This is a genomic window from Mesorhizobium sp. B2-2-3 (genome assembly GCF_006442405.1).
GTDB lineage: Bacteria > Pseudomonadota > Alphaproteobacteria > Rhizobiales > Rhizobiaceae > Mesorhizobium.
In genome coordinates, this window is record NZ_VFWC01000014.1 from 36791 (window position 1) to 53865 (window position 17075).

The window sequence follows — 17075 nt, forward strand, 5'->3', positions numbered from 1 at the left end:
AGGCAAAGGAACGGAACGATGAAAAAGGCACTGTTGCTGGGCACCACGGGAGTTGCGATAGCCCTTGCCATGCTGGCGTTCGGTTTCGTGGCCGGCAGCCCGCAAATCGCGGAAGCCGGTGCGGCGCAACCGCTTCAGACGGCAGCGGCCGATACCAAGATCGACCGCACCGAGGTCGAAGGCATCATCCGCGATTATCTCCTGAAGAATCCGGAAGTGCTGCTGGAAGTCCAGGATGCGCTCGAGGCCAAGCAGAAGGAAGAGCAGCGCATTGCCCATCTCGGCGTCATCAAGGGCGCCAAGGAGCAGATCTTCAACTCCTCCTTCGACGGCGTGGTCGGGAACCCGAACGGCAAGGTCACGATCGTCGAGTTCTACGACTACAATTGCGGCTTCTGCAAACGCGCCATCGAAGACATGCAGGCGCTGACCAAGGCCGATCCGGACCTGCGTTTCGTGCTCAAGGAGTTCCCGATCCTCGGCCCGGATTCGCAGAAGGCCAGCGTCGTTTCGATGGCCTTCCACCTGATGATGCCGCAGAAGTACGGCGAGTTCCACAATGCGCTGCTCGGCGGCCAGGGTCGCGCCACCGAGGCGGCGGCGATCAAGGTCGCGCTTTCGCTCGGCGCCGATGAAGCGACGCTGCGTGAAAAGATGAAGGACCCGTCCATCACCGAAGCCTTCTCCAAGACCTACGATCTCGCCAACAAGCTGGCGATCACCGGAACGCCGTCCTATGTCGTCGGCAACGAGGTCGTGTTCGGGGCGCTCGGACAGGAAGTCCTGGCGGAGAAGATCGAGGCGGCGAAAGCCGCGCTTTGATCGGCCGCGGGTTTTCTTCACGGGCGCATTTCCGCCTGTTGTGGACAGTGAAAGAACGCACTTGCGCTCTTTCCGCGGGCGTCTATGCCCATTATAGAGGGCCCAGCGCCGGTTTGACGCCGGTGCCGGAAAAGGTCGGCATTTTTTGAAAACGGTTTTCGTCCTGAACGGTCCCAATCTCAACGCGCTCGGCAAGCGCGAGCCAGGCATCTATGGCGGCAAGACGCTTGCCGCCATCGCGGAGGACTGCAGAGAGGCGGGCGCGGCGCTCGGGCTCGAAATCGATTTCCGCCAGTCGAACCACGAGGGCGACCTCGTCGACTGGATCCAGGAAGCCGGCGACAAGGCCGCCGGCATCGTCATCAATCCCGGCGCCTATAGCCACACCTCGATCGCGATTCACGACGCCATTCGTTCCGTGGCGCCGCTGCCGGTCGCCGAGGTCCATCTTTCCAATATCCATGCGCGGGAATCATTCCGCCACGTCTCCATGGTCGCGCCGGTCGCTGTCGGCATGATCTGTGGCTTTGGGCCGCTCGGCTACACGCTGGCGCTTCAGGCGCTGGCCGCACGCCTATGACCGGCCAACAAACAGAAGGCTCGAAAATGTCGATAAAGAAGACCGGTGTTGACCAGCAGCTGATCCGCGACCTGGCGGGCATACTGAACGACACCAATCTCACCGAGATCGAAGTCGAGCTGGGTGACCTGAAGGTGCGCGTATCGCGGCAGGCGCCGGCGGTTCACGCGATAGCCGCGCCGCAGCCGGCCTTTGCGCCGGCGCCAGCGGCCCAACCTGCCACCGCAGCCGTTCCGGCCGCGGCCGACGTGTCGAAAAACGCCGTGGCCTCCCCCATGGTCGGCACCGCCTACCTGGCGCCCTCGCCGGATGCCAAGCCGTTCATCGAGATCGGCCAGAACGTCAAGGAAGGGCAGACGCTGCTGATCATCGAAGCGATGAAGACGATGAACCAGATCCCGTCGCCGCGCGCCGGCACGGTGACGGCGATCCTGTTCGAGGACGCACAGCCGGTCGAATACGGCATGCCGCTCGTCGTGATCGAGTAGAGCGGCCCTAATGTTCCAGAAGATTCTCATCGCCAATCGCGGCGAAATCGCGCTTCGGGTGCTGCGTGCCTGCAAGGAGCTTGGCATCCAGACGGTGGTGGTGCATTCGACCGCCGACGCCGACGCCATGCATGTTCGGCTCGCCGACGAGAGCGTATGCATCGGGCCACCGCCATCGCGCGACAGCTATCTCAATATCCACCAGATCGTCGCCGCCTGCGAGATCACCGGCGCCGACGCCGTGCATCCCGGCTACGGTTTCCTGTCGGAGAACGCCAAGTTTTCCGACATATTGGCCGCGCATAACATTACCTTTATCGGTCCGACCGGCGACCATATCCGCATCATGGGCGACAAGATCGAAGCCAAGCGCACCGCCAAGCGCCTCGGCATCCCGGTGGTTCCCGGCTCCGACGGTGCGGTGACCGAGGAAAAGGAGGCCAAGCGCATCGCCGCAGAGATCGGCTATCCCGTGATCATCAAGGCGTCGGCCGGCGGCGGCGGACGCGGCATGAAAGTGGCGCATACCGAGGCCGACCTCGAAGTCGCCTTGCAGACGGCCCGCTCGGAAGCGGGCGCGGCCTTCGGCGATGACGCCGTCTATATTGAAAAGTACCTGCAAAAACCGCGTCATATCGAGGTTCAGGTGTTCGGCGACGGCTTTGGCCGGGGCGTGCATTTCGGCGAGCGCGACTGCTCCTTGCAGCGCCGCCACCAGAAAGTCTGGGAAGAGGCCAACTCACCCGCCCTCAACGCCGAGGAACGCTCGCGCATCGGCGATATCTGCGCCAACGCCATCGCCGACCTCGGCTATTCCGGCGCCGGCACGATCGAGTTCCTCTACGAGAATGGCGAGTTCTATTTCATCGAGATGAACACGCGCCTGCAGGTCGAGCATCCGGTGACGGAGGCTATCACTGGCATCGATCTGGTGCATGAGCAGATCCGTGTCGCCTCGGGCGGCGGTCTTTCGGTCAAGCAGGAAGACATCCGCTTCCAGGGCCATGCCATCGAGTGCCGCATCAATGCAGAGGATCCGCGCACCTTCACGCCCTCGCCCGGCACGATCACCCATTTCCACACGCCAGGCGGCCTTGGCATCCGTGTCGATTCCGGCGTCTATTCAGGGTACAAGATCCCGCCTTACTACGACAGCCTGATCGGCAAGCTGATCGTGCACGGGCGCAACCGCGTCGAATGCATGATGCGGCTGCGCCGGGCGCTGGACGAATTCGTCGTCGACGGAATCAAGACGACGTTGCCGCTGTTTCGCGACCTCGTCGGCAACGCCGACATCGCCAATGGCGACTATGACATCCACTGGCTGGAAAAATATCTGGCCAAAGGCGAATAGCCCCGGACTTGCCGCTATAATGAAGCGATGACTCGCCCCTACGCGCCAGGCTATCGTATCCCGACCGACCTTCTGCTCAAGGCCTACGCCTCGGGCGTCTTCCCGATGGCCGAAAGCGCCGCCGATCCGGAAGTGTTCTGGGTGCGGCCGGAGACGCGCGGCATCATTCCGCTCGACCGCTTCCACACGCCGAAAAGTCTGAAGAAGGCGCTTCGGCGAAACCTCTTCGACATCCGTTTCGACTTCGATTTCGAGGCGACGATCGATGGCTGCGCCGAAAGGCGCGAGGAGCGCCGTTCCACCTGGATCAACGCACCGATCCGCGAGGCCTATGTACAGTTGCATCGCATCGGCCATTGCCATTCTGTCGAGGCCTGGCGCGAGGAGCGGCTGGTCGGCGGCCTCTACGGTGTCTCGCTGGGGAGGGTGTTCTTTGGCGAAAGCATGTTTTCCCGGGAAACGGATGCTTCGAAGATCTGCCTTGTGCATCTCGTCGAACGCCTGCAGGCGCGCGGTTTCGCGCTGCTCGACACGCAGTTCACCACCGAACACCTCAAGCGCTTCGGCGCAATCGACGTGCCGCGCGGCAAATACGAGAAGATGCTGGCCGACGCGCTGAAGGGTGAAGCGGTGTTTTTCCCCTGATGATCCAGCCCGTCAGCGGACCTTCGTTTCCAGCGGAGCCTGCGAATGGAACATCATCTTCCAGCCGTTGACGCGATGGACATAGCCGGTGCTGACCAGCGCCGCGTAGGCTTCGCCATTGCCCTTCACGGCATGCGCCTCATAGGCCAGGATGACGATGTCGCTGCCTGGTTCGACCACGCCCTTGAGATCGATCTCGAGATCACGCCATCGCTTGGGATCGGCGGCGGTTTCGGCGAGATCGGCATTGCTCATGGTCTGGGCCATCTGCGGAAATGCCACGAGGCACTCGGTGTCGGCATTGGCCGCGAAAAATGCCGAATCGCCTGTCCAGAAGCCCTTTTCGAGCTCAAGCAGTTCCTTGATGCTGGCGGTGATCCGCTTTCTGGCAGACATCGGAAAATCCTCCCGGCGCGCATCGTGTGGCCGTCAGGGCCCAACGCGTTGCCCTCAGGGCGGTTCCGAAGGATCAGTTGGTGCTGGTCGTAGGCGGTTCCGTGGCTTCCGGTTCGGCCGCAGCCGGAGCGGCCGTGGCATTCGGCTGGGCCGTATCGGGGTTGGCCGCATCGGTCTTGGCCGAATCGGGCGCTGGCACATCCGACTTCTGCTTGCAGGCCCTCAGCCAGACGTCATAGACGGCATGCTCGACGGCATTGAGACCAGGGCTTTCGGCAAACATCCAGCCAGTGAAGATGCGGCGGATCTTGCGGTCGAGCGTGATCTCGTCGACTTCGACAAAAGAATCGGTCTTCGGCTCCTCGTTCTGCGGCCGGGAGTAGCAGACGCGCGGCGTCACCTGCAAAGCACCGAACTGCACCGTCTCGTCGATATAGACGTCGAAGGTGATGATGCGGCCGGTGATCTTGTCGATGCCGGCGAATTCGGCGACCGGGTTGGTGATTCGGTCCGATCCCGGCGCCGGCGCGGGTGCGGCCGGCGTTGGCGAAGCGGCAAGTGCCGCGGTGCTAACGGTGAGCCCGGCGGCTACTATCAGTGCGCCCATCGATGTCAGGCTGAAAATGCTCATGCAGGGATACCGGTGGTTAGCGCCCGGGTGATTCTCTCTATCACAAAGGCTAGTCGCCGTTTTCTGATGAGCAAGCTGCTAGACACCAATTGTGGCGATAAAGGACCGACGCCCGCTTATGATCCGGGCGTCCAGGCGTCGTAGTCGCCGGTGACCTGCGGGCGGTGCTGGTTGGTCAGCACCGAGCCCTTCGGACGATAGGCTGAGGGCGAGCCGGTCAGGTTCGGTTGATGTGGCTTCTGCCAGTCGCGCGGCTTGTAATCGTCGCTCGGCGGCGCGACGTCGACGCGGTGATGAATCCAGCCGTGCCAGCCGGGCGGGATAGAAGAAGCCTCGGAATAATCGCGATAGATGACCCAGCGGCGCGTGCGTCCTTCGGAATCGACACCGCCTTCGTAGTAGACGTTGCCCACCTCGTCCTGCCCGACCTTCCTGCCGTGCCGCCAGGTGTGCAGGCGCGTGCCAAGCGTCTGGCCGTTCCACCAGGTGAAAAACTGCGTAAGGAAAGTCTTCATCTTCAAACCCTCGCGCCGATGGCGTCCGTTTCCTGCTTATGGCGTCAGCCCTTCGTGAAGGCAAGGGGCTTGCCGCCAAGAGGGCGCAAATGGCGCGCCGGTAAGGCGACACAAGCCGGTGATGCATTGCCGGCGCCGTATGGTGCTTGCCAACCACCCTCAGCCTTTCTAAAGCTCTGCGCGCGCCCCGTGCGGGTATCCGGCCGACCGTTGGCCGAGGGAGGTGACGATTGGCCAGGAAATCGCCGACCGCCGACATTCGCATCGGTGCCGACGCCATTCGCCGCCGAAAGCGTGACGTGCCGATCGTCTGTCTCACCGCCTATACCTACCCCATCGCCCGCCTGCTCGACGAGCATGTCGATCTGCTCCTCGTCGGCGACAGCGTCGCAATGGTCCTGCATGGCCACAAAACGACGCTGGGCGCCTCGCTGGAGATGATGATCGCGCATGGGCAAGCGGTGATGCGCGGCTCGGCCAGGGCTTGCGTCGTCGTCGACATGCCAGCCGGCAGCTATGAGGATTCGGCTGCCCAAGCGGTTGCCTCGGCGCGGCGTATCGTTGGCGAAACCGGCTGCCAGGCTGTGAAACTCGAGGGCGGCGTCGGTATGGCCCGGCAGATCGCCGCGGTCGTCGATGCCGGCATCGCGGTCATGGGCCATATCGGCCTGCTGCCGCAATCCGTCGAGAAGGATGGCGGCTACAGGATCAAGGGCCGGACCGACGAGAATGCGGCAGCGCTGTTTGCCGATGCGCGCGCCGTCGAAGAAGCCGGCGCCTTTTCGATGGTCATCGAGGGCACGGTCGAAGCGGTCGCGGCCGAAATCACCCGCCGCATCGCCATTCCGACTATCGGCATCGGCGCGAGTGGCGTTTGCGACGGCCAGATCCTGGTCATAGACGACATGGTCGGGCTCACCGTCGACCGCGTGCCGAAATTCGTCAAGGAGTACGCCGATTTGCGCAGCGTGGTCTCGCAGGCGGCCGCACGTTACGCCAGCGAGGTACGAGACCGGACATTCCCCGGTTCCGAAAATGTGTTTTCGGCCACCTTGGGCAAGGACAACCGATGAGCCGGCCCCTCGTCGTCGACACGGTCGCCGGCCTTCGCGCGCGGATCCGCGACTGGCGGCGCGACGGCCTTCGCGTCGCCATGGTGCCGACAATGGGCGCCTTGCACGAAGGGCACCTATCGCTGGTCAGGATCGCGCTTGAAAGAGCCGAGCGCTGCATCGTCTCGATCTTTGTCAACCCGACGCAGTTCGCGCCGAGCGAGGATCTCGACAAATATCCACGTCAGCTCGCCCGCGATCTCGACCAGCTGGCTTTGGCCGGAGCCGATCTTGCCTACACGCCTGGGGTTGGTGAGATGTATCCTGCCGGCTTTGCCACCAAAATCTCGGTCGGCGGTCCCTCCGCCGGGCTCGAATCGGATTTTCGACCGACTTTTTTCGAAGGCGTCGCCACCGTCGTGGCGAAGCTGCTCCTGCAGGCGTCGCCCGACGTCGCGGTCTTTGGCGAAAAGGATTATCAGCAATTGTGCGTCGTCAGGCAGCTCTGCCGCGACCTCGACCTGCCCGTCGAAATCATCGGCGCGCCGACGATCCGCGACGCGCATGGCCTCGCCATGTCATCGCGTAACGCCTATCTCGGTGAGGCCGAACTCCAGATCGCCCGCCGGCTCAACGTGATCCTGCGCAAGGCAGCCGCGGCGCTGGCGGCCGGCGCCGACCAGAACGGCGCGACAGGCGAAGCCAGCCGCGCCCTACTCGCGGCCGGCTTCCACAAGATCGATTATGTCGAAGCTCGCGAGAGCCGGACGCTGACGCCGTGGCGCCGCGGGCACGAGGGCCGCCTGCTCGCCGCCGCCTGGCTGGGCAAGACCAGGCTGATCGACAATGTGGACGTCTCCACCAGTTAGGCTGCGGCTCGATCGCTGAATTCGACCGCCGGATTGCGCACCCGAAAGGTCCGCTGCTATGCGGCAAGCGGCCTTTCATAGACGAGCGCCGGGATAGCGGATTGGGCCGAACCGCAATTGTCGGTGCGGCCGGTCTGGACGAAGCCGTTCGCCTGGTAGAAGGCAATTGCGCGCGTGTTCTTCTCTTCCACTTCCAGCCGGATGGCGCGGGCCTCAGGGAAGCTTTCGATGATCTCGTCGAGAAGCATGCCGCCGATGCCCCGGCCCTGCAGGCCGGGCTGCACGTAAAGCTGCTTCAGCATGACCACGCCGCCGCCATCGAGCGCTTCGGCAAATGCCATGCCGCCAATGCGCTGGCCATCGTCGGCGACGAGGAACTCGCTGTTTGGCTTCGCCAGCCGCGCCGTGAGCGAGGCGATCGAATGCCACACATCGGTGATCTCTGCCACCCGTTCGGCGCCATAGATGGCGTCGTAAGTCGCATGCCAGGTCTCGACCAGCAGCGCCCGGATGGCGGCGAGGTCGCGATCCCCGGCGGTGCGCACGAACATAGTCTACTCGATGCCCAGCTTGGCCTTGACCAGGTCATTGACGGCCTGCGGGTTGGCCTTGCCACCGGTCGCCTTCATCACTTGGCCGACGAACCAGCCGGCCATGGTCGGCTTGGCGCGCGCCTGCTCGACCTTGTCCGGGTTGGCTGCGATCACCTCGTCCACCGCCTTTTCGATAGCGCCGGTGTCGGTAACCTGTTTCATGCCGCGGCTCTCGACCAGTTGGCGCGGGTCGCCGCCCTCGTTCCAGACGATCTCGAACAGGTCCTTGGCAATCTTGCCGGAGATGGTGCCATCCTTGATCAGGTCGATGATAGCGCCGATCTGGTCTGGCGAAACCGGAGCGTTTTCAATGTCCTTACCAGCTTTGTTCAATTGTCCGAGCAGGTCGTTGATGACCCAATTGGCCGCGAGCTTGCCGTCGCGGCCGGCGGCCACCTTCTCGAAATAGTCGGCGATCGGCTTTTCCGACACCAGGATCGAAGCATCGTAAGTCGAGAGGCCGAGCGAGGAGATCAATCGCGCCTTCTTGTCGTCGGGCAGTTCCGGCAACTCCTTGGCCAGCGCTTCGACATAGGCCTGGTCGAATTCCAGCGGCAACAGATCGGGATCGGGAAAATAGCGGTAGTCGTGCGCCTCTTCCTTGGTGCGCATCGAACGGGTTTCGCCCTTGACGGCGTCGAACAGCCGCGTTTCCTGGTCAATCGTGCCGCCATCCTCGATGATAGCGATCTGCCGGCGCGCCTCGAAATCGATCGCCTGGCCTATGAAGCGGATCGAATTGACGTTCTTGATCTCGCAGCGCGTGCCGAATTCGCCGCCCGGCCGGCGCACCGAAACGTTGACGTCCGCGCGCATGGAGCCTTCGTCCATGTTGCCGTCGCAGGTGCCGAGATAGCGCACGATGGTGCGCAGCTTGGTGACATAGGCCTTGGCTTCGTCGGCCGAACGCATGTCCGGTTTCGACACGATTTCCATCAGCGCCACGCCGGAGCGGTTGAGATCGACATAGGACATGGTCGGATGCTGGTCGTGCATCGACTTGCCGGCGTCCTGCTCCAGATGCAGGCGCTCGATGCCGACCTCGATGTCCTCGAACTCGCCCTGGCGGTCCGGCCCGACGGAGACGATCACCGTGCCCTCGCCGACGATCGGCTGCTTGAACTGCGAGATCTGGTAGCCCTGCGGCAGGTCCGGGTAGAAATAGTTCTTCCGGTCGAAGACGGACTTGTGGTTGATCTGCGCCTTCAAGCCGAGGCCGGTACGGATCGCCTGCTTGACGCATTCCTCATTGATGACGGGGAGCATGCCGGGCATTGCCGCATCGACCAGGCTGACATTGGCGTTGGGGGCAGCGCCGAACGACGTCGAAGCGCCGGAAAAGAGTTTTGCTTCCGATGTCACCTGCGCGTGGACCTCGAGCCCGATGATGATTTCCCAGTCGCCGGTGGCGCCGGGGATAAGGCGTTTCGCGTCGGGCGTGCGGGTGTCGATGATGCTCATGGTAGCCTGCGAATTACGGGGACCGAACTCACGTTCGGACGTGAGTTTCACGTTAAAAATTAAAGTCATTCGCTAGTGCAAACCGCATCGCGAGACAAGCGTAAAGCCGCCCGCTGGCCTTTTCCGCCGCTTTCGCCTATAGGCCATCCATCCCAATGGAGAGTGGATGTCCACTTACGCTCAGTCCCGGTAAGGCCCTGACCTCATAGCGAGGCAGGGCAGAAAACCTGAAACCCCGCGCCGCGAAGCTTCGCGGCGGCGGCTTTTGTTGTTTTCCCGGAAACTCTCCCATGGATATTTCGCGTATTGAACAACGCGTTCTGCACCTGCTCGCGCAGGGCGGACGCATTGAGATCGAAAAAAGTGAGAAGAAACGGATCGCCTCCGTCAAATGCCTGACCCGCGACGGCTGGCACTACCCCGACGTCGATCTCGACCTGTTTCGGGAGCTGAAGCGCAAGAAGGCGGTTTCGTCGTCGGGCGGCGGCCCCTACCGCATCACGCGGCGCGGGCTCCAACTCGTCCGCTCCGAACTCGACAACAGGTAACTATCGCCCCGCCGACCGTTTGCGCGGCCGGCGGTTGCTTGCCGCTCAGGCGGTAGCGATATAGGCGCGGATTTCCTCAGCCTCGCGCTCGACATCCTCGATACGACGCTTGACCACGTCGCCGATCGACACGATGCCGTCGAGCATGCCGTCCTTTTCCACCGGAAGATGGCGGAAGCGGCCCCGGGTCATGATCTCCATCACCTCGTTGACGGTGTGATTCTCGTTGCAGATCTTCACTTTCGGCGTCATCGCGGAACGAACGGCTATGTCGAGCGCCGCCGCGCCTTCCCTGGCGACGACGCGGACGATGTCGCGTTCGGACAGGATGCCGACGATCTTGCGGTCTCCATTGGTGATGACCAACGCCCCGATCCTGTGTTCGGCAAGGATACGGATGGCTTCGCTCAGTTTTTCGTTCGGCCCGAGCGTCAACACGTCGTGGCCTTTTTGCTCGAGAATGGCCTTAACCGTCATGGCGTCCTCCTCTACTTTGCCAACCGGTTCCTGCCCTGACCGGCTTTCACGTAAGAGTGAACATCGTGCGCCGCGATCGGTTGCATTTCAAGTGCGGCGGTCGGTCGTCTCCCAGTCGAGCGGCTGCCAACGCCTATCGAACCAGCGCAAGCCGAAGAAGCCGGCGATAAAGCCGCCAATGTGAGCCTCCCAGGCGATCTGGCTGTCGACCCCGGGGGCGAAGCCGACAAGGCCGGTGACAAGATTGATCATCATCCAAACGGCAAGGAAGATCATCACGCCACGCGAGCGCAGCACCATTGCGATCGGCAGCACGGGGCCGGCGAAAGCGGCTTTGCCCGCCGAACGATCCGTACGGAAGCCAAAGCGTGCCGCCGCTCCCATCATGCCCGATATCGCACCGGAAGCCCCGACCAGCGGCGCTTCGCCATATGGATGCATGGCCCAGAAAAGCGCCACTGAAGCCAGTCCCGTCGCGGCGAAGAACAACGCGAACCAGAACGCTCCGAGCCGATTGGCCAACGGCGAGCCAAAGGCAGCGAGCCAGACCATATTGATGGCGATATGCGCAAATCCACCATGCATGAAGGCATAGGTGAAGGGCCGCGTGAACAGGAACCAGTCGAAGCCGTATTGGCCGGTGTAGAGGACAGGGATGAAGGCCCCATCGTAAAGCAGTGTCATTTGCTGAGCATCACTCAGCACGTATTGCTGCAACAGGTAGATGGCCACGCAAATGGCGATCACCGCCAGCACGATCGGCGGCAGGTTGAAGATCGGCTCGCGACGCGGCTCGGGCTCGCGATCCGCCTGTTCTATTTCCGGTGGGCTTACAGGTTCACTCATGCGCACTAGCACTCGGTCCAGGATTCGTCGTTGCGAGCATCTAGACCACTGCCCGCCGGACCACAAAGGGCGAATCGCCGAGCGCGAATCAAAAGTGCCGAATCAAAAGAAAGCCGTCCAAGGTTTCCCTTGAACGGCTGTCGAGTCCCCTGTTCCCCCGAACTCTTGACTGGAGTGCTGCCGATCGTCGCGAAACGACCGCTTCTGGAGTGGTTTTTGTGTGCCACGCGGCTCGACCGGGCGCAACGTAAACCACTTGTTAACCTTAACGGCCCCGACCCGTGAACAAGTGTTAACGACGCTGGCACGCTTCCTGCTCCGCAACGCATGTAGGTCATCGGAGGGCGCCCTTCTGTTCACCGATGGGACATCAGACGACAGAATGCGCGGAGCTGCTTAGCATGAACCAGAACGGATCGATCACGCTGTTCCAGTATTGGAACCGCTTGCGTGATGGACGCCCTGCCCCGAAGCGCTCGGAAGTGGAGCCGGCCGATATCAAGTCGCTGCTGGCCGACACTTTCATCCTGGAAAGGGACACGCGTGGGCAAGCGGTGTTCCGGCTGGCCGGCACAAGGCTCTGCGCCTCCTATGGCCGCGAACTCAAGGGGTTCTCCTTTCCCTCGCTATGGCGCGAGAAGGACCAGCGGCTGGTCTCGAAGCTGATCCATGGCGTGTTCGACCAGAAATCCGTCGTGCTGATCATGTTCGAGGGCTTCAGCCGCAACGGCCGTTCCAACAAGTTCGAACTGCTTGCCTTGCCGCTGGATGGCGGCGTCGAAAACCCGCGTTGCCTTGGCGTGATCAGCGCTGTGGAGAAGCCGTTCTGGCTGGGCGCCGACCCGCTCACGGACGCGTTGATCGATTCGATCCGTGTCATCGATCCCGAAAAAGAGTTGCTGGCGAGCCGGCCGGCGATCGACGTTCCCTCGCTTGTTCCCGCCGAACTGGAGGCGCCCGAAACCATCTCCGCGCTCGGCCGAGCGCGCCGCATCCGCCACCTCGTCGTCTTCGATGGCGGGCGCGAGGAATAGTTGACGATCCTACAGCCCCGCCTGCCCGTTTTTCCCCTTTGTTAACCCGCTTTGCTGTAGTTCTGGGATGAAGTCCCTGGCATCGGCGCGCGGGGATGCCAAACGGGGTGTAGGCAGTCATGAGGTCAGCGGCGGTCGACTACGCGCCGTCCCAAGCTGAGAGACGTAACTTTCAGCGCGTCCGGGTCAAGATATACGGGCGCTTCATGCTGGAAGACCGCACCGAACATCCTTGCCAGGTCGTCGATATGTCGCCGGGTAACGTCGCGTTTCGCACGGACCGCATCGGCATGCCCGGTGAAAAGGTCATCGCCTATGTCGACCATATCGGCCGCATAGAAGGCGTCGTCACCCGCACCTTGCAGGACGGTTTCGCAATGACGGTGATTGCGTCGGACCGCAAGAAGGACAAGCTCGCCGCGCAATTGACGTGGCTCGCCAACAAGCACGAGCTCGATCTGCCGGAAGACCGCCGCCACGAGCGCGTCGCCCCCCGCAACCCGACCAGCATCCTGCAGCTCACCGACGGCCGTCAGTACCAGTGCCGCATCATCGACCTGTCGCTCTCCGGCGCCGCGATCGAGATCGACGTCAAGCCGGCGATCGGCGTCCAGGTCATGCTCGGCACCATGCGCGGACAGATCGTGCGTCATTTCGAGGATGGCGTCGCCATCGAATTCGCCGTCATCCAGCGGCCTGAGACGCTCGATTCGGAATTCAACACGCCGCGCGCCTGAAGGCCGAACAGCGTTAAGATCAAAACCGGCCTTCGCGGCCGGTTTTTTTGTATTTCACGACAACGATTGACCACTCAAAAGTTTCAAATTTGATACCTATTCTAGGGACGTTTTACTCAATATCTACTGCGCGCTTTTGCGTCGAATAAATCCACCTGTGGCAATGTCTCCCTCGAACGGGGAGACAAAAACAATGAAGAAAACGAGAGGCAAGCTGTTGCTGATGGCAATGGCGATGCAGCTTTCCGCTTGGGGATCAGCATATGCCGCGGGACCGGCCTATATGCACACCGGCGGCCGCACCACACAGCCTGTCGGACACTATGAATTCTGCCAGCGCATACCGGGCGAATGCAGCGAGCGGACACCCAAGGGGGCGCCGGTCGAACTGACCCGCAAGCTGTGGGCGACGATCCTCAGCATCAACAATTCGGTCAATACCCGCGTCAAGCCGCGCACCGACATGGAAAACAACGGCGTCGAGGAATATTGGGCCTATCCCGACAATGGCTATGGCGATTGCGAGGACTACGCGCTGGAAAAGCGCCGCGAGCTGATGGACGCCGGCGTTCCGGCCGGCAACCTGTTGATGACGGTCGCGCGCCAGCCGAACGGTGACGGCCACGCGGTGCTGACCGTGCGCACCAGCCTCGGCGAATTCATCCTCGACAATCTGGAAACCAAGGTCCTGTCCTGGACGGACACCGACTACACCTACCTCAAGCGACAGTCGGATACCAATTCCGGCGTCTGGGTGACGATCAACGACGGCCGCGCCGACGCGGTCGCCAGCGTCCGCTGAAGGCGTCGATCCATGGCGATCAACGCGCAGCGTTAGGGGACCGGCACGCGTGAACCAGAGACCAGGCGCTACGCATCAAGGCGATGCGCCTAAGGAGAAACCCGGTCGAGTCCCCACCCTCCCCGTCCCAACGACCGGGTCTAAGGAGCCGGCCCCGTCCCCGGGCCGGCTCCGCCATTTCTGGCCTAGACCTTCTTCAACCCCGCCTTGAAGCGCTTGCCGTTGGCGACATAGTGCGCGGCCGAGGCTCGCAGCCTCGCGATCGCCGTCTCGTCCAGCACCCTGATCGCCTTGGCCGGCGAGCCGACGATCAGCGAATTGTCCGGGAATTCCTTGCCTTCGGTGACCAGCGCGCCGGCGCCGACCAGCGAATTCTTGCCGATCCTGGCGCCGTTCAGCACGATTGCGCCCATGCCGATCAGGCTGTTGTCGCCAATGGTGCAGCCATGCAGCATGGCCCGGTGTCCAATCGTGCAGCCTTCGCCAATGGTCAGCGGGAAGCCGGGATCGGTGTGCATGACCGTGTGCTCCTGCACGTTGGTGTCGGCGCCGATCACGACAGGTTCATTGTCGCCGCGGATGACGACGCCGAACCAGAAGCCGGCATTGCGGCCGATGCTGATGTCGCCGATCAGCGTCGCATCGGGCGCGATCCAGTTTGAGCCCGCATCCGCGAAGTTCGGTTCGGTGCCATCGATCGCATAAAGCGGCATTTCTGGTCTCCGATTCGTCTCAAGCCTGAAAGTCGAACGACCCTAGGTTGGCACCTCCCAACACGCAACGGCCACAAGAACGATGCCGAGCGCCAGCGTCCAGGCGACCGCCGTGCAGCCACAGGAAATCAGCGCCACCGACGAAATGCGACCGTCGCGGCGGGCGTCCAAGGCATCGTTGAGCAGCATGAACGGCCCGGCGCACGCGGTGGCGGCGAGCGAACGCAGTACGTGCGCGGAGGACACATAAGGCTCGGTGAACGCGACCTTGCGCCCGGCAACCAACTCCATCGCCGATCCGACCAGCCCACAAGCCGTCAACCCGACAAGAAAAGCGAACGCAGTTAGCTCAACCGGGCCCATCTTTACCTTCCGTTTACCATGAAATCGCACAGTCGCTGGAAGGACTGCAAGAGCCGTGCCGTGCGATGCGTGCCGTCACGGGACAGGAATCCGGGGACAGAGATGAAGCAGGCAGCGATCGCCGACGACCCCCAATTCACCGTGGTCGATTCCACGCTGATGAAGCGGGTGTTCTACGCCTTCGCAGCACTCGCCCTGCTGTCGGTCGCAATCAGCCTGGGCGGCAAATGGTTCGGCCATTCGATCGCCATGGCCGGCTACACGGATGATGCGACGATGCGCAAGGTGGTGGTCGGCAACAATGTCATCGCCGTGCCTGCCAATTTTATCCGTTTCGAACAGGCGCGGCGCGACGGCATCGCCTCGCGGCTCGACCTCTATCTGCGCTATCCCCAGATGGATGGCTACAGCGAGGCCGCCCGCGGCGATTTCAACCACACGGGGCCAGCCAAAAGCATCGTCTTCCTGTCCTTCGAACCGCAAATGATGTCTCGCGACATGAGCGGACGTTTCGGGCCGATCTACAGCGCGCTGATCGTGCAGCCCGGCACGGCAGGTCCGGGCGGCACGACGATTTACGGTTTCAACGCGAAATCAGGTTACCTCAACGAGGTGCTCGTTGTCGGCAACCGGCCCGGCAAGGACCCATTCGTGGCCCGCTGCCTGAGCGGGCCGGCAGCAGAACAATCGCTGGCGCCTTGCGAGCGCGACATCCATGTCGGCGAGGATCTCAGCCTCACCTATCGCTTCCCGAAGGAATTTCTGGGGGATTGGCAGGCGCTTGACGCGGCAATCACCGCCGAGGCCGGGCGTGTCCTAAAGGCCGGACGTTGACGGGAAAGGCCGGTCGCGTTTGCGTCCGGCATCGCCATGGGATGCAAGGATCAGCCCAGATCGATGTCGAGGATCGCCATCGAGAAATTGTAGTCGCCGTCATCCTCGTCCTTGAAGACGATGCCGAGGAATTCGTCGCCGACATAGACTTCGGCCGAATCCTCCTTGCGCGGCCGTGCCTTGACCTCGAGCTTGGGGTTCTGGAAGACGCGCTTGAAATAGGCGTCCAGCTTTCTGATTTCGTCAGGCTTCAACAGTCTTCTCCGATCATCGGGCTTGCTCGTTTGAACGGCGCTTCTGACACGTCGACGATGGCCATGTAAAGGCAAGCTCGCCGTATTGCACGGCAATGGAAGCCGCCGGCGCGAGCAGTGCGAAACTCCGCGACGCCCCTCAGTAAAACTAGATGTCGAAGCTGACGACCTGGTCCATCGTCTGCGACGGCAGAAGCTGGTCCATCTGGCGCGACGGCTGGTCGCAGCCGGTCTCGCCGACGACGCGAGCCGGCACGCCTGCGACCGTCTTGTTATGCGGCACCGGCGACAGCACCACCGAACCGGCGGCGATCTTGGAGCAATGGCCGATTTCGATGTTGCCGAGAATCTTGGCGCCGGCGCCGATCAAGACGCCACGACGAATCTTGGGGTGACGGTCTCCGCCGGCCTTGCCGGTGCCGCCGAGCGTGACACCGTGCAGGATCGATACGTCATCCTCGATGACCGCTGTCTCGCCGACGACCAGGCCGGTGGCATGGTCGATGAAAATGCCTTTGCCGATGCGGGCCGCCGGATTGATATCGGTCTGGAAGACCGAGGACGAACGGCTTTGCAGATAGAGCGCGAAATCCTTGCGCCCCTGATTCCACAGCCAATGCGCCAGCCTGTGGGTCTGGATGGCGTGAAAACCCTTGAAGTAGAGCACCGGCATGATGAAGCGGTCGCAGGCCGGGTCGCGGTCGTAATAGGCCTGGATGTCGACACGCACGGTGGTCGGCCAGTCCTTGTCGTCGGCCAGCATCGACTTGAAGGTCTGGCGGATGAGATCGGAGCCTATGTCCTGGTGCGCCAACCGCTCGGCCAGCCGGTGGATGACCGCCTCCTCCAGGCTCTCCTGGTTGAGGATGGTCGAATAGAGGAAGGCGGCGAGCAGCGGGTCGCGATTGACCGCGTCCATCGCTTCGTCACGGATCGAGCGCCAGATCGGATCGACCGGCTGCAACGCGCTGTGTCGGGAAATGCTGATGCTGTTCATCGACGTCGTCCTGCCGCCTTGCCTAATATCGGGCCGCACATATAAGCCAGATCATAGCACGATT

At 62.5% G+C, this 17075-nt stretch carries 23 protein-coding genes; 12 read left to right on the top strand and 11 right to left on the bottom strand.

Annotated features, from left to right (window positions below):
* Positions 1–18: 18 nt before the first annotated feature.
* The 5 genes from FJ951_RS23300 to aat all read left to right on the top strand — a co-directional run bounded on the left by FJ951_RS23300 (position 19) and on the right by aat (position 3889).
* On the top strand, positions 19–822 hold the full coding sequence (locus FJ951_RS23300; protein ID WP_140517637.1) for a DsbA family protein: 804 nt from the start codon (positions 19–21) through the stop codon (positions 820–822).
* Between the two features lie 145 nt (positions 823–967).
* On the top strand, positions 968–1402 hold the full coding sequence (gene aroQ, locus FJ951_RS23305) for a type II 3-dehydroquinate dehydratase (protein ID WP_140517638.1): 435 nt from the start codon (positions 968–970) through the stop codon (positions 1400–1402).
* 26 nt (positions 1403–1428) lie between these two features.
* Positions 1429–1890: an acetyl-CoA carboxylase biotin carboxyl carrier protein gene (gene accB, locus FJ951_RS23310; RefSeq protein ID WP_140493661.1), complete on the top strand. Its 462-nt coding sequence runs from the start codon at positions 1429–1431 to the stop codon at positions 1888–1890.
* A gap of 10 nt (positions 1891–1900) precedes the next feature.
* Positions 1901–3244 carry an acetyl-CoA carboxylase biotin carboxylase subunit gene (accC, locus tag FJ951_RS23315; protein WP_140493663.1) on the top strand — a complete coding sequence of 448 codons (1344 nt, stop codon included), beginning with the start codon at positions 1901–1903 and terminating at the stop codon, positions 3242–3244.
* A 27-nt stretch (positions 3245–3271) separates the two neighbouring features.
* Positions 3272–3889 (top strand): leucyl/phenylalanyl-tRNA--protein transferase, encoded by a 618-nt coding sequence (gene aat / locus FJ951_RS23320; protein ID WP_140517639.1) that lies wholly within the window; start codon positions 3272–3274, stop codon positions 3887–3889.
* Positions 3890–3901: 12 nt separating this feature from the next.
* Here aat and FJ951_RS23325 read toward each other — a convergent pair whose 3' ends face one another.
* The 3 genes from FJ951_RS23325 to FJ951_RS23335 all read right to left on the bottom strand — a co-directional run bounded on the left by FJ951_RS23325 (position 3902) and on the right by FJ951_RS23335 (position 5431).
* Positions 3902–4285, bottom strand: coding sequence for a hypothetical protein (locus FJ951_RS23325; protein WP_140493667.1), 384 nt, complete (start codon positions 4283–4285; stop codon positions 3902–3904).
* Between the two features lie 73 nt (positions 4286–4358).
* The gene (locus tag FJ951_RS23330) at positions 4359–4916 is read right to left on the bottom strand and encodes a DUF2155 domain-containing protein (RefSeq protein ID WP_140517640.1); all 558 of its coding nucleotides are present in this window, start codon (positions 4914–4916) and stop codon (positions 4359–4361) included.
* 116 nt (positions 4917–5032) lie between these two features.
* Entirely contained in the window at positions 5033–5431 is a 399-nt protein-coding gene (locus tag FJ951_RS23335) for an NADH:ubiquinone oxidoreductase subunit NDUFA12 (RefSeq protein ID WP_140493670.1), read from the bottom strand.
* Between the two features lie 230 nt (positions 5432–5661).
* Between FJ951_RS23335 and panB the strand changes: the two genes are divergently transcribed.
* A complete protein-coding gene (gene panB, locus FJ951_RS23340; protein WP_140517641.1) occupies positions 5662–6504 on the top strand; it encodes a 3-methyl-2-oxobutanoate hydroxymethyltransferase in 843 nt (280 codons plus the stop codon).
* A complete protein-coding gene (gene panC / locus FJ951_RS23345; RefSeq protein ID WP_140517642.1) occupies positions 6501–7352 on the top strand; it encodes a pantoate--beta-alanine ligase in 852 nt (283 codons plus the stop codon). Before panB ends, panC begins: the two co-directional genes overlap by 4 nt.
* 56 nt (positions 7353–7408) lie before the next feature.
* Here the strand turns inward: panC and FJ951_RS23350 are convergent, their stop codons facing one another.
* A complete protein-coding gene (locus FJ951_RS23350) occupies positions 7409–7903 on the bottom strand; it encodes a GNAT family N-acetyltransferase (RefSeq protein ID WP_140517643.1) in 495 nt (164 codons plus the stop codon).
* Between the two features lie 3 nt (positions 7904–7906).
* A complete protein-coding gene (gene gatB / locus FJ951_RS23355) occupies positions 7907–9406 on the bottom strand; it encodes an Asp-tRNA(Asn)/Glu-tRNA(Gln) amidotransferase subunit GatB (RefSeq protein WP_140517644.1) in 1500 nt (499 codons plus the stop codon).
* A 290-nt stretch (positions 9407–9696) separates the two neighbouring features.
* Here gatB and FJ951_RS23365 point away from each other — a divergent pair, with 290 nt between their 5' ends.
* Positions 9697–9954 (top strand): YjhX family toxin, encoded by a 258-nt coding sequence (locus FJ951_RS23365; RefSeq protein ID WP_140517645.1) that lies wholly within the window; start codon positions 9697–9699, stop codon positions 9952–9954.
* Positions 9955–9999: 45 nt separating this feature from the next.
* On the opposite strand, the gene FJ951_RS23370 is transcribed toward FJ951_RS23365, so the two are convergent.
* Together FJ951_RS23370 and FJ951_RS23375 are read right to left on the bottom strand one after the other, a co-directional pair.
* On the bottom strand, positions 10000–10431 hold the full coding sequence (locus tag FJ951_RS23370; RefSeq protein ID WP_140493682.1) for a CBS domain-containing protein: 432 nt from the start codon (positions 10429–10431) through the stop codon (positions 10000–10002).
* Positions 10432–10518: 87 nt separating this feature from the next.
* A complete protein-coding gene (locus tag FJ951_RS23375; protein ID WP_140517646.1) occupies positions 10519–11277 on the bottom strand; it encodes a rhomboid family intramembrane serine protease in 759 nt (252 codons plus the stop codon).
* A 401-nt stretch (positions 11278–11678) separates the two neighbouring features.
* Between FJ951_RS23375 and FJ951_RS23380 the strand changes: the two genes are divergently transcribed.
* From FJ951_RS23380 to FJ951_RS23390, 3 genes are all read left to right on the top strand, one after another.
* Positions 11679–12311, top strand: coding sequence for a PAS domain-containing protein (locus tag FJ951_RS23380; RefSeq protein ID WP_140493687.1), 633 nt, complete (start codon positions 11679–11681; stop codon positions 12309–12311).
* Positions 12312–12430: 119 nt separating this feature from the next.
* Positions 12431–13048 (top strand): PilZ domain-containing protein, encoded by a 618-nt coding sequence (locus FJ951_RS23385; RefSeq protein ID WP_140493689.1) that lies wholly within the window; start codon positions 12431–12433, stop codon positions 13046–13048.
* Positions 13049–13241: 193 nt separating this feature from the next.
* Positions 13242–13850, top strand: coding sequence for a transglutaminase-like cysteine peptidase (locus FJ951_RS23390; protein ID WP_140517647.1), 609 nt, complete (start codon positions 13242–13244; stop codon positions 13848–13850).
* Between the two features lie 185 nt (positions 13851–14035).
* Here FJ951_RS23390 and FJ951_RS23395 read toward each other — a convergent pair whose 3' ends face one another.
* Positions 14036–14563, bottom strand: a complete 528-nt coding sequence (locus FJ951_RS23395) for a gamma carbonic anhydrase family protein (RefSeq protein ID WP_140517648.1) — start codon at positions 14561–14563, stop codon at positions 14036–14038.
* A gap of 42 nt (positions 14564–14605) precedes the next feature.
* Complete coding sequence (locus FJ951_RS23400) at positions 14606–14926, bottom strand: hypothetical protein (RefSeq protein WP_140517649.1); 321 nt, start codon at positions 14924–14926, stop codon at positions 14606–14608.
* Positions 14927–15028: 102 nt separating this feature from the next.
* Between FJ951_RS23400 and FJ951_RS23405 the strand changes: the two genes are divergently transcribed.
* Entirely contained in the window at positions 15029–15760 is a 732-nt protein-coding gene (locus FJ951_RS23405) for a hypothetical protein (RefSeq protein WP_140517650.1), read from the top strand.
* Positions 15761–15810: 50 nt separating this feature from the next.
* On the opposite strand, the gene FJ951_RS23410 is transcribed toward FJ951_RS23405, so the two are convergent.
* Together FJ951_RS23410 and cysE are read right to left on the bottom strand one after the other, a co-directional pair.
* Positions 15811–16014 (bottom strand): DUF3126 family protein, encoded by a 204-nt coding sequence (locus FJ951_RS23410; RefSeq protein WP_019857879.1) that lies wholly within the window; start codon positions 16012–16014, stop codon positions 15811–15813.
* 148 nt (positions 16015–16162) lie between these two features.
* Entirely contained in the window at positions 16163–17011 is an 849-nt protein-coding gene (gene cysE, locus FJ951_RS23415; protein ID WP_140493699.1) for a serine O-acetyltransferase, read from the bottom strand.
* Positions 17012–17075 lie beyond the last annotated feature (64 nt).

Excerpts from the sequence above, each read along its gene's own strand:
- FJ951_RS23350 (WP_140517643.1), bottom strand. The coding sequence starts at position 7,903 with ATGTTCGTGCGCACCGCCGGGGATCGCGACCTCGCCGCCATCCGGGCG.
- FJ951_RS23390 (WP_140517647.1), top strand. The coding sequence starts at position 13,242 with ATGAAGAAAACGAGAGGCAAGCTGTTGCTGATGGCAATGGCGATGCAG.
- FJ951_RS23365 (WP_140517645.1), top strand. The coding sequence starts at position 9,697 with ATGGATATTTCGCGTATTGAACAACGCGTTCTGCACCTGCTCGCGCAG.
- FJ951_RS23370 (WP_140493682.1), bottom strand. The coding sequence starts at position 10,431 with ATGACGGTTAAGGCCATTCTCGAGCAAAAAGGCCACGACGTGTTGACG.
- FJ951_RS23325 (WP_140493667.1), bottom strand. The coding sequence starts at position 4,285 with ATGTCTGCCAGAAAGCGGATCACCGCCAGCATCAAGGAACTGCTTGAG.
- FJ951_RS23385 (WP_140493689.1), top strand. The coding sequence starts at position 12,431 with ATGAGGTCAGCGGCGGTCGACTACGCGCCGTCCCAAGCTGAGAGACGT.
- FJ951_RS23400 (WP_140517649.1), bottom strand. The coding sequence starts at position 14,926 with ATGGGCCCGGTTGAGCTAACTGCGTTCGCTTTTCTTGTCGGGTTGACG.
- accB (WP_140493661.1), top strand. The coding sequence starts at position 1,429 with ATGTCGATAAAGAAGACCGGTGTTGACCAGCAGCTGATCCGCGACCTG.
- aat (WP_140517639.1), top strand. The coding sequence starts at position 3,272 with ATGACTCGCCCCTACGCGCCAGGCTATCGTATCCCGACCGACCTTCTG.
- gatB (WP_140517644.1), bottom strand. The coding sequence starts at position 9,406 with ATGAGCATCATCGACACCCGCACGCCCGACGCGAAACGCCTTATCCCC.
- FJ951_RS23335 (WP_140493670.1), bottom strand. The coding sequence starts at position 5,431 with ATGAAGACTTTCCTTACGCAGTTTTTCACCTGGTGGAACGGCCAGACG.
- FJ951_RS23380 (WP_140493687.1), top strand. The coding sequence starts at position 11,679 with ATGAACCAGAACGGATCGATCACGCTGTTCCAGTATTGGAACCGCTTG.
- FJ951_RS23405 (WP_140517650.1), top strand. The coding sequence starts at position 15,029 with ATGAAGCAGGCAGCGATCGCCGACGACCCCCAATTCACCGTGGTCGAT.
- FJ951_RS23395 (WP_140517648.1), bottom strand. The coding sequence starts at position 14,563 with ATGCCGCTTTATGCGATCGATGGCACCGAACCGAACTTCGCGGATGCG.
- FJ951_RS23375 (WP_140517646.1), bottom strand. The coding sequence starts at position 11,277 with ATGAGTGAACCTGTAAGCCCACCGGAAATAGAACAGGCGGATCGCGAG.
- FJ951_RS23300 (WP_140517637.1), top strand. The coding sequence starts at position 19 with ATGAAAAAGGCACTGTTGCTGGGCACCACGGGAGTTGCGATAGCCCTT.
- cysE (WP_140493699.1), bottom strand. The coding sequence starts at position 17,011 with ATGAACAGCATCAGCATTTCCCGACACAGCGCGTTGCAGCCGGTCGAT.
- FJ951_RS23330 (WP_140517640.1), bottom strand. The coding sequence starts at position 4,916 with ATGAGCATTTTCAGCCTGACATCGATGGGCGCACTGATAGTAGCCGCC.
- accC (WP_140493663.1), top strand. The coding sequence starts at position 1,901 with ATGTTCCAGAAGATTCTCATCGCCAATCGCGGCGAAATCGCGCTTCGG.
- panC (WP_140517642.1), top strand. The coding sequence starts at position 6,501 with ATGAGCCGGCCCCTCGTCGTCGACACGGTCGCCGGCCTTCGCGCGCGG.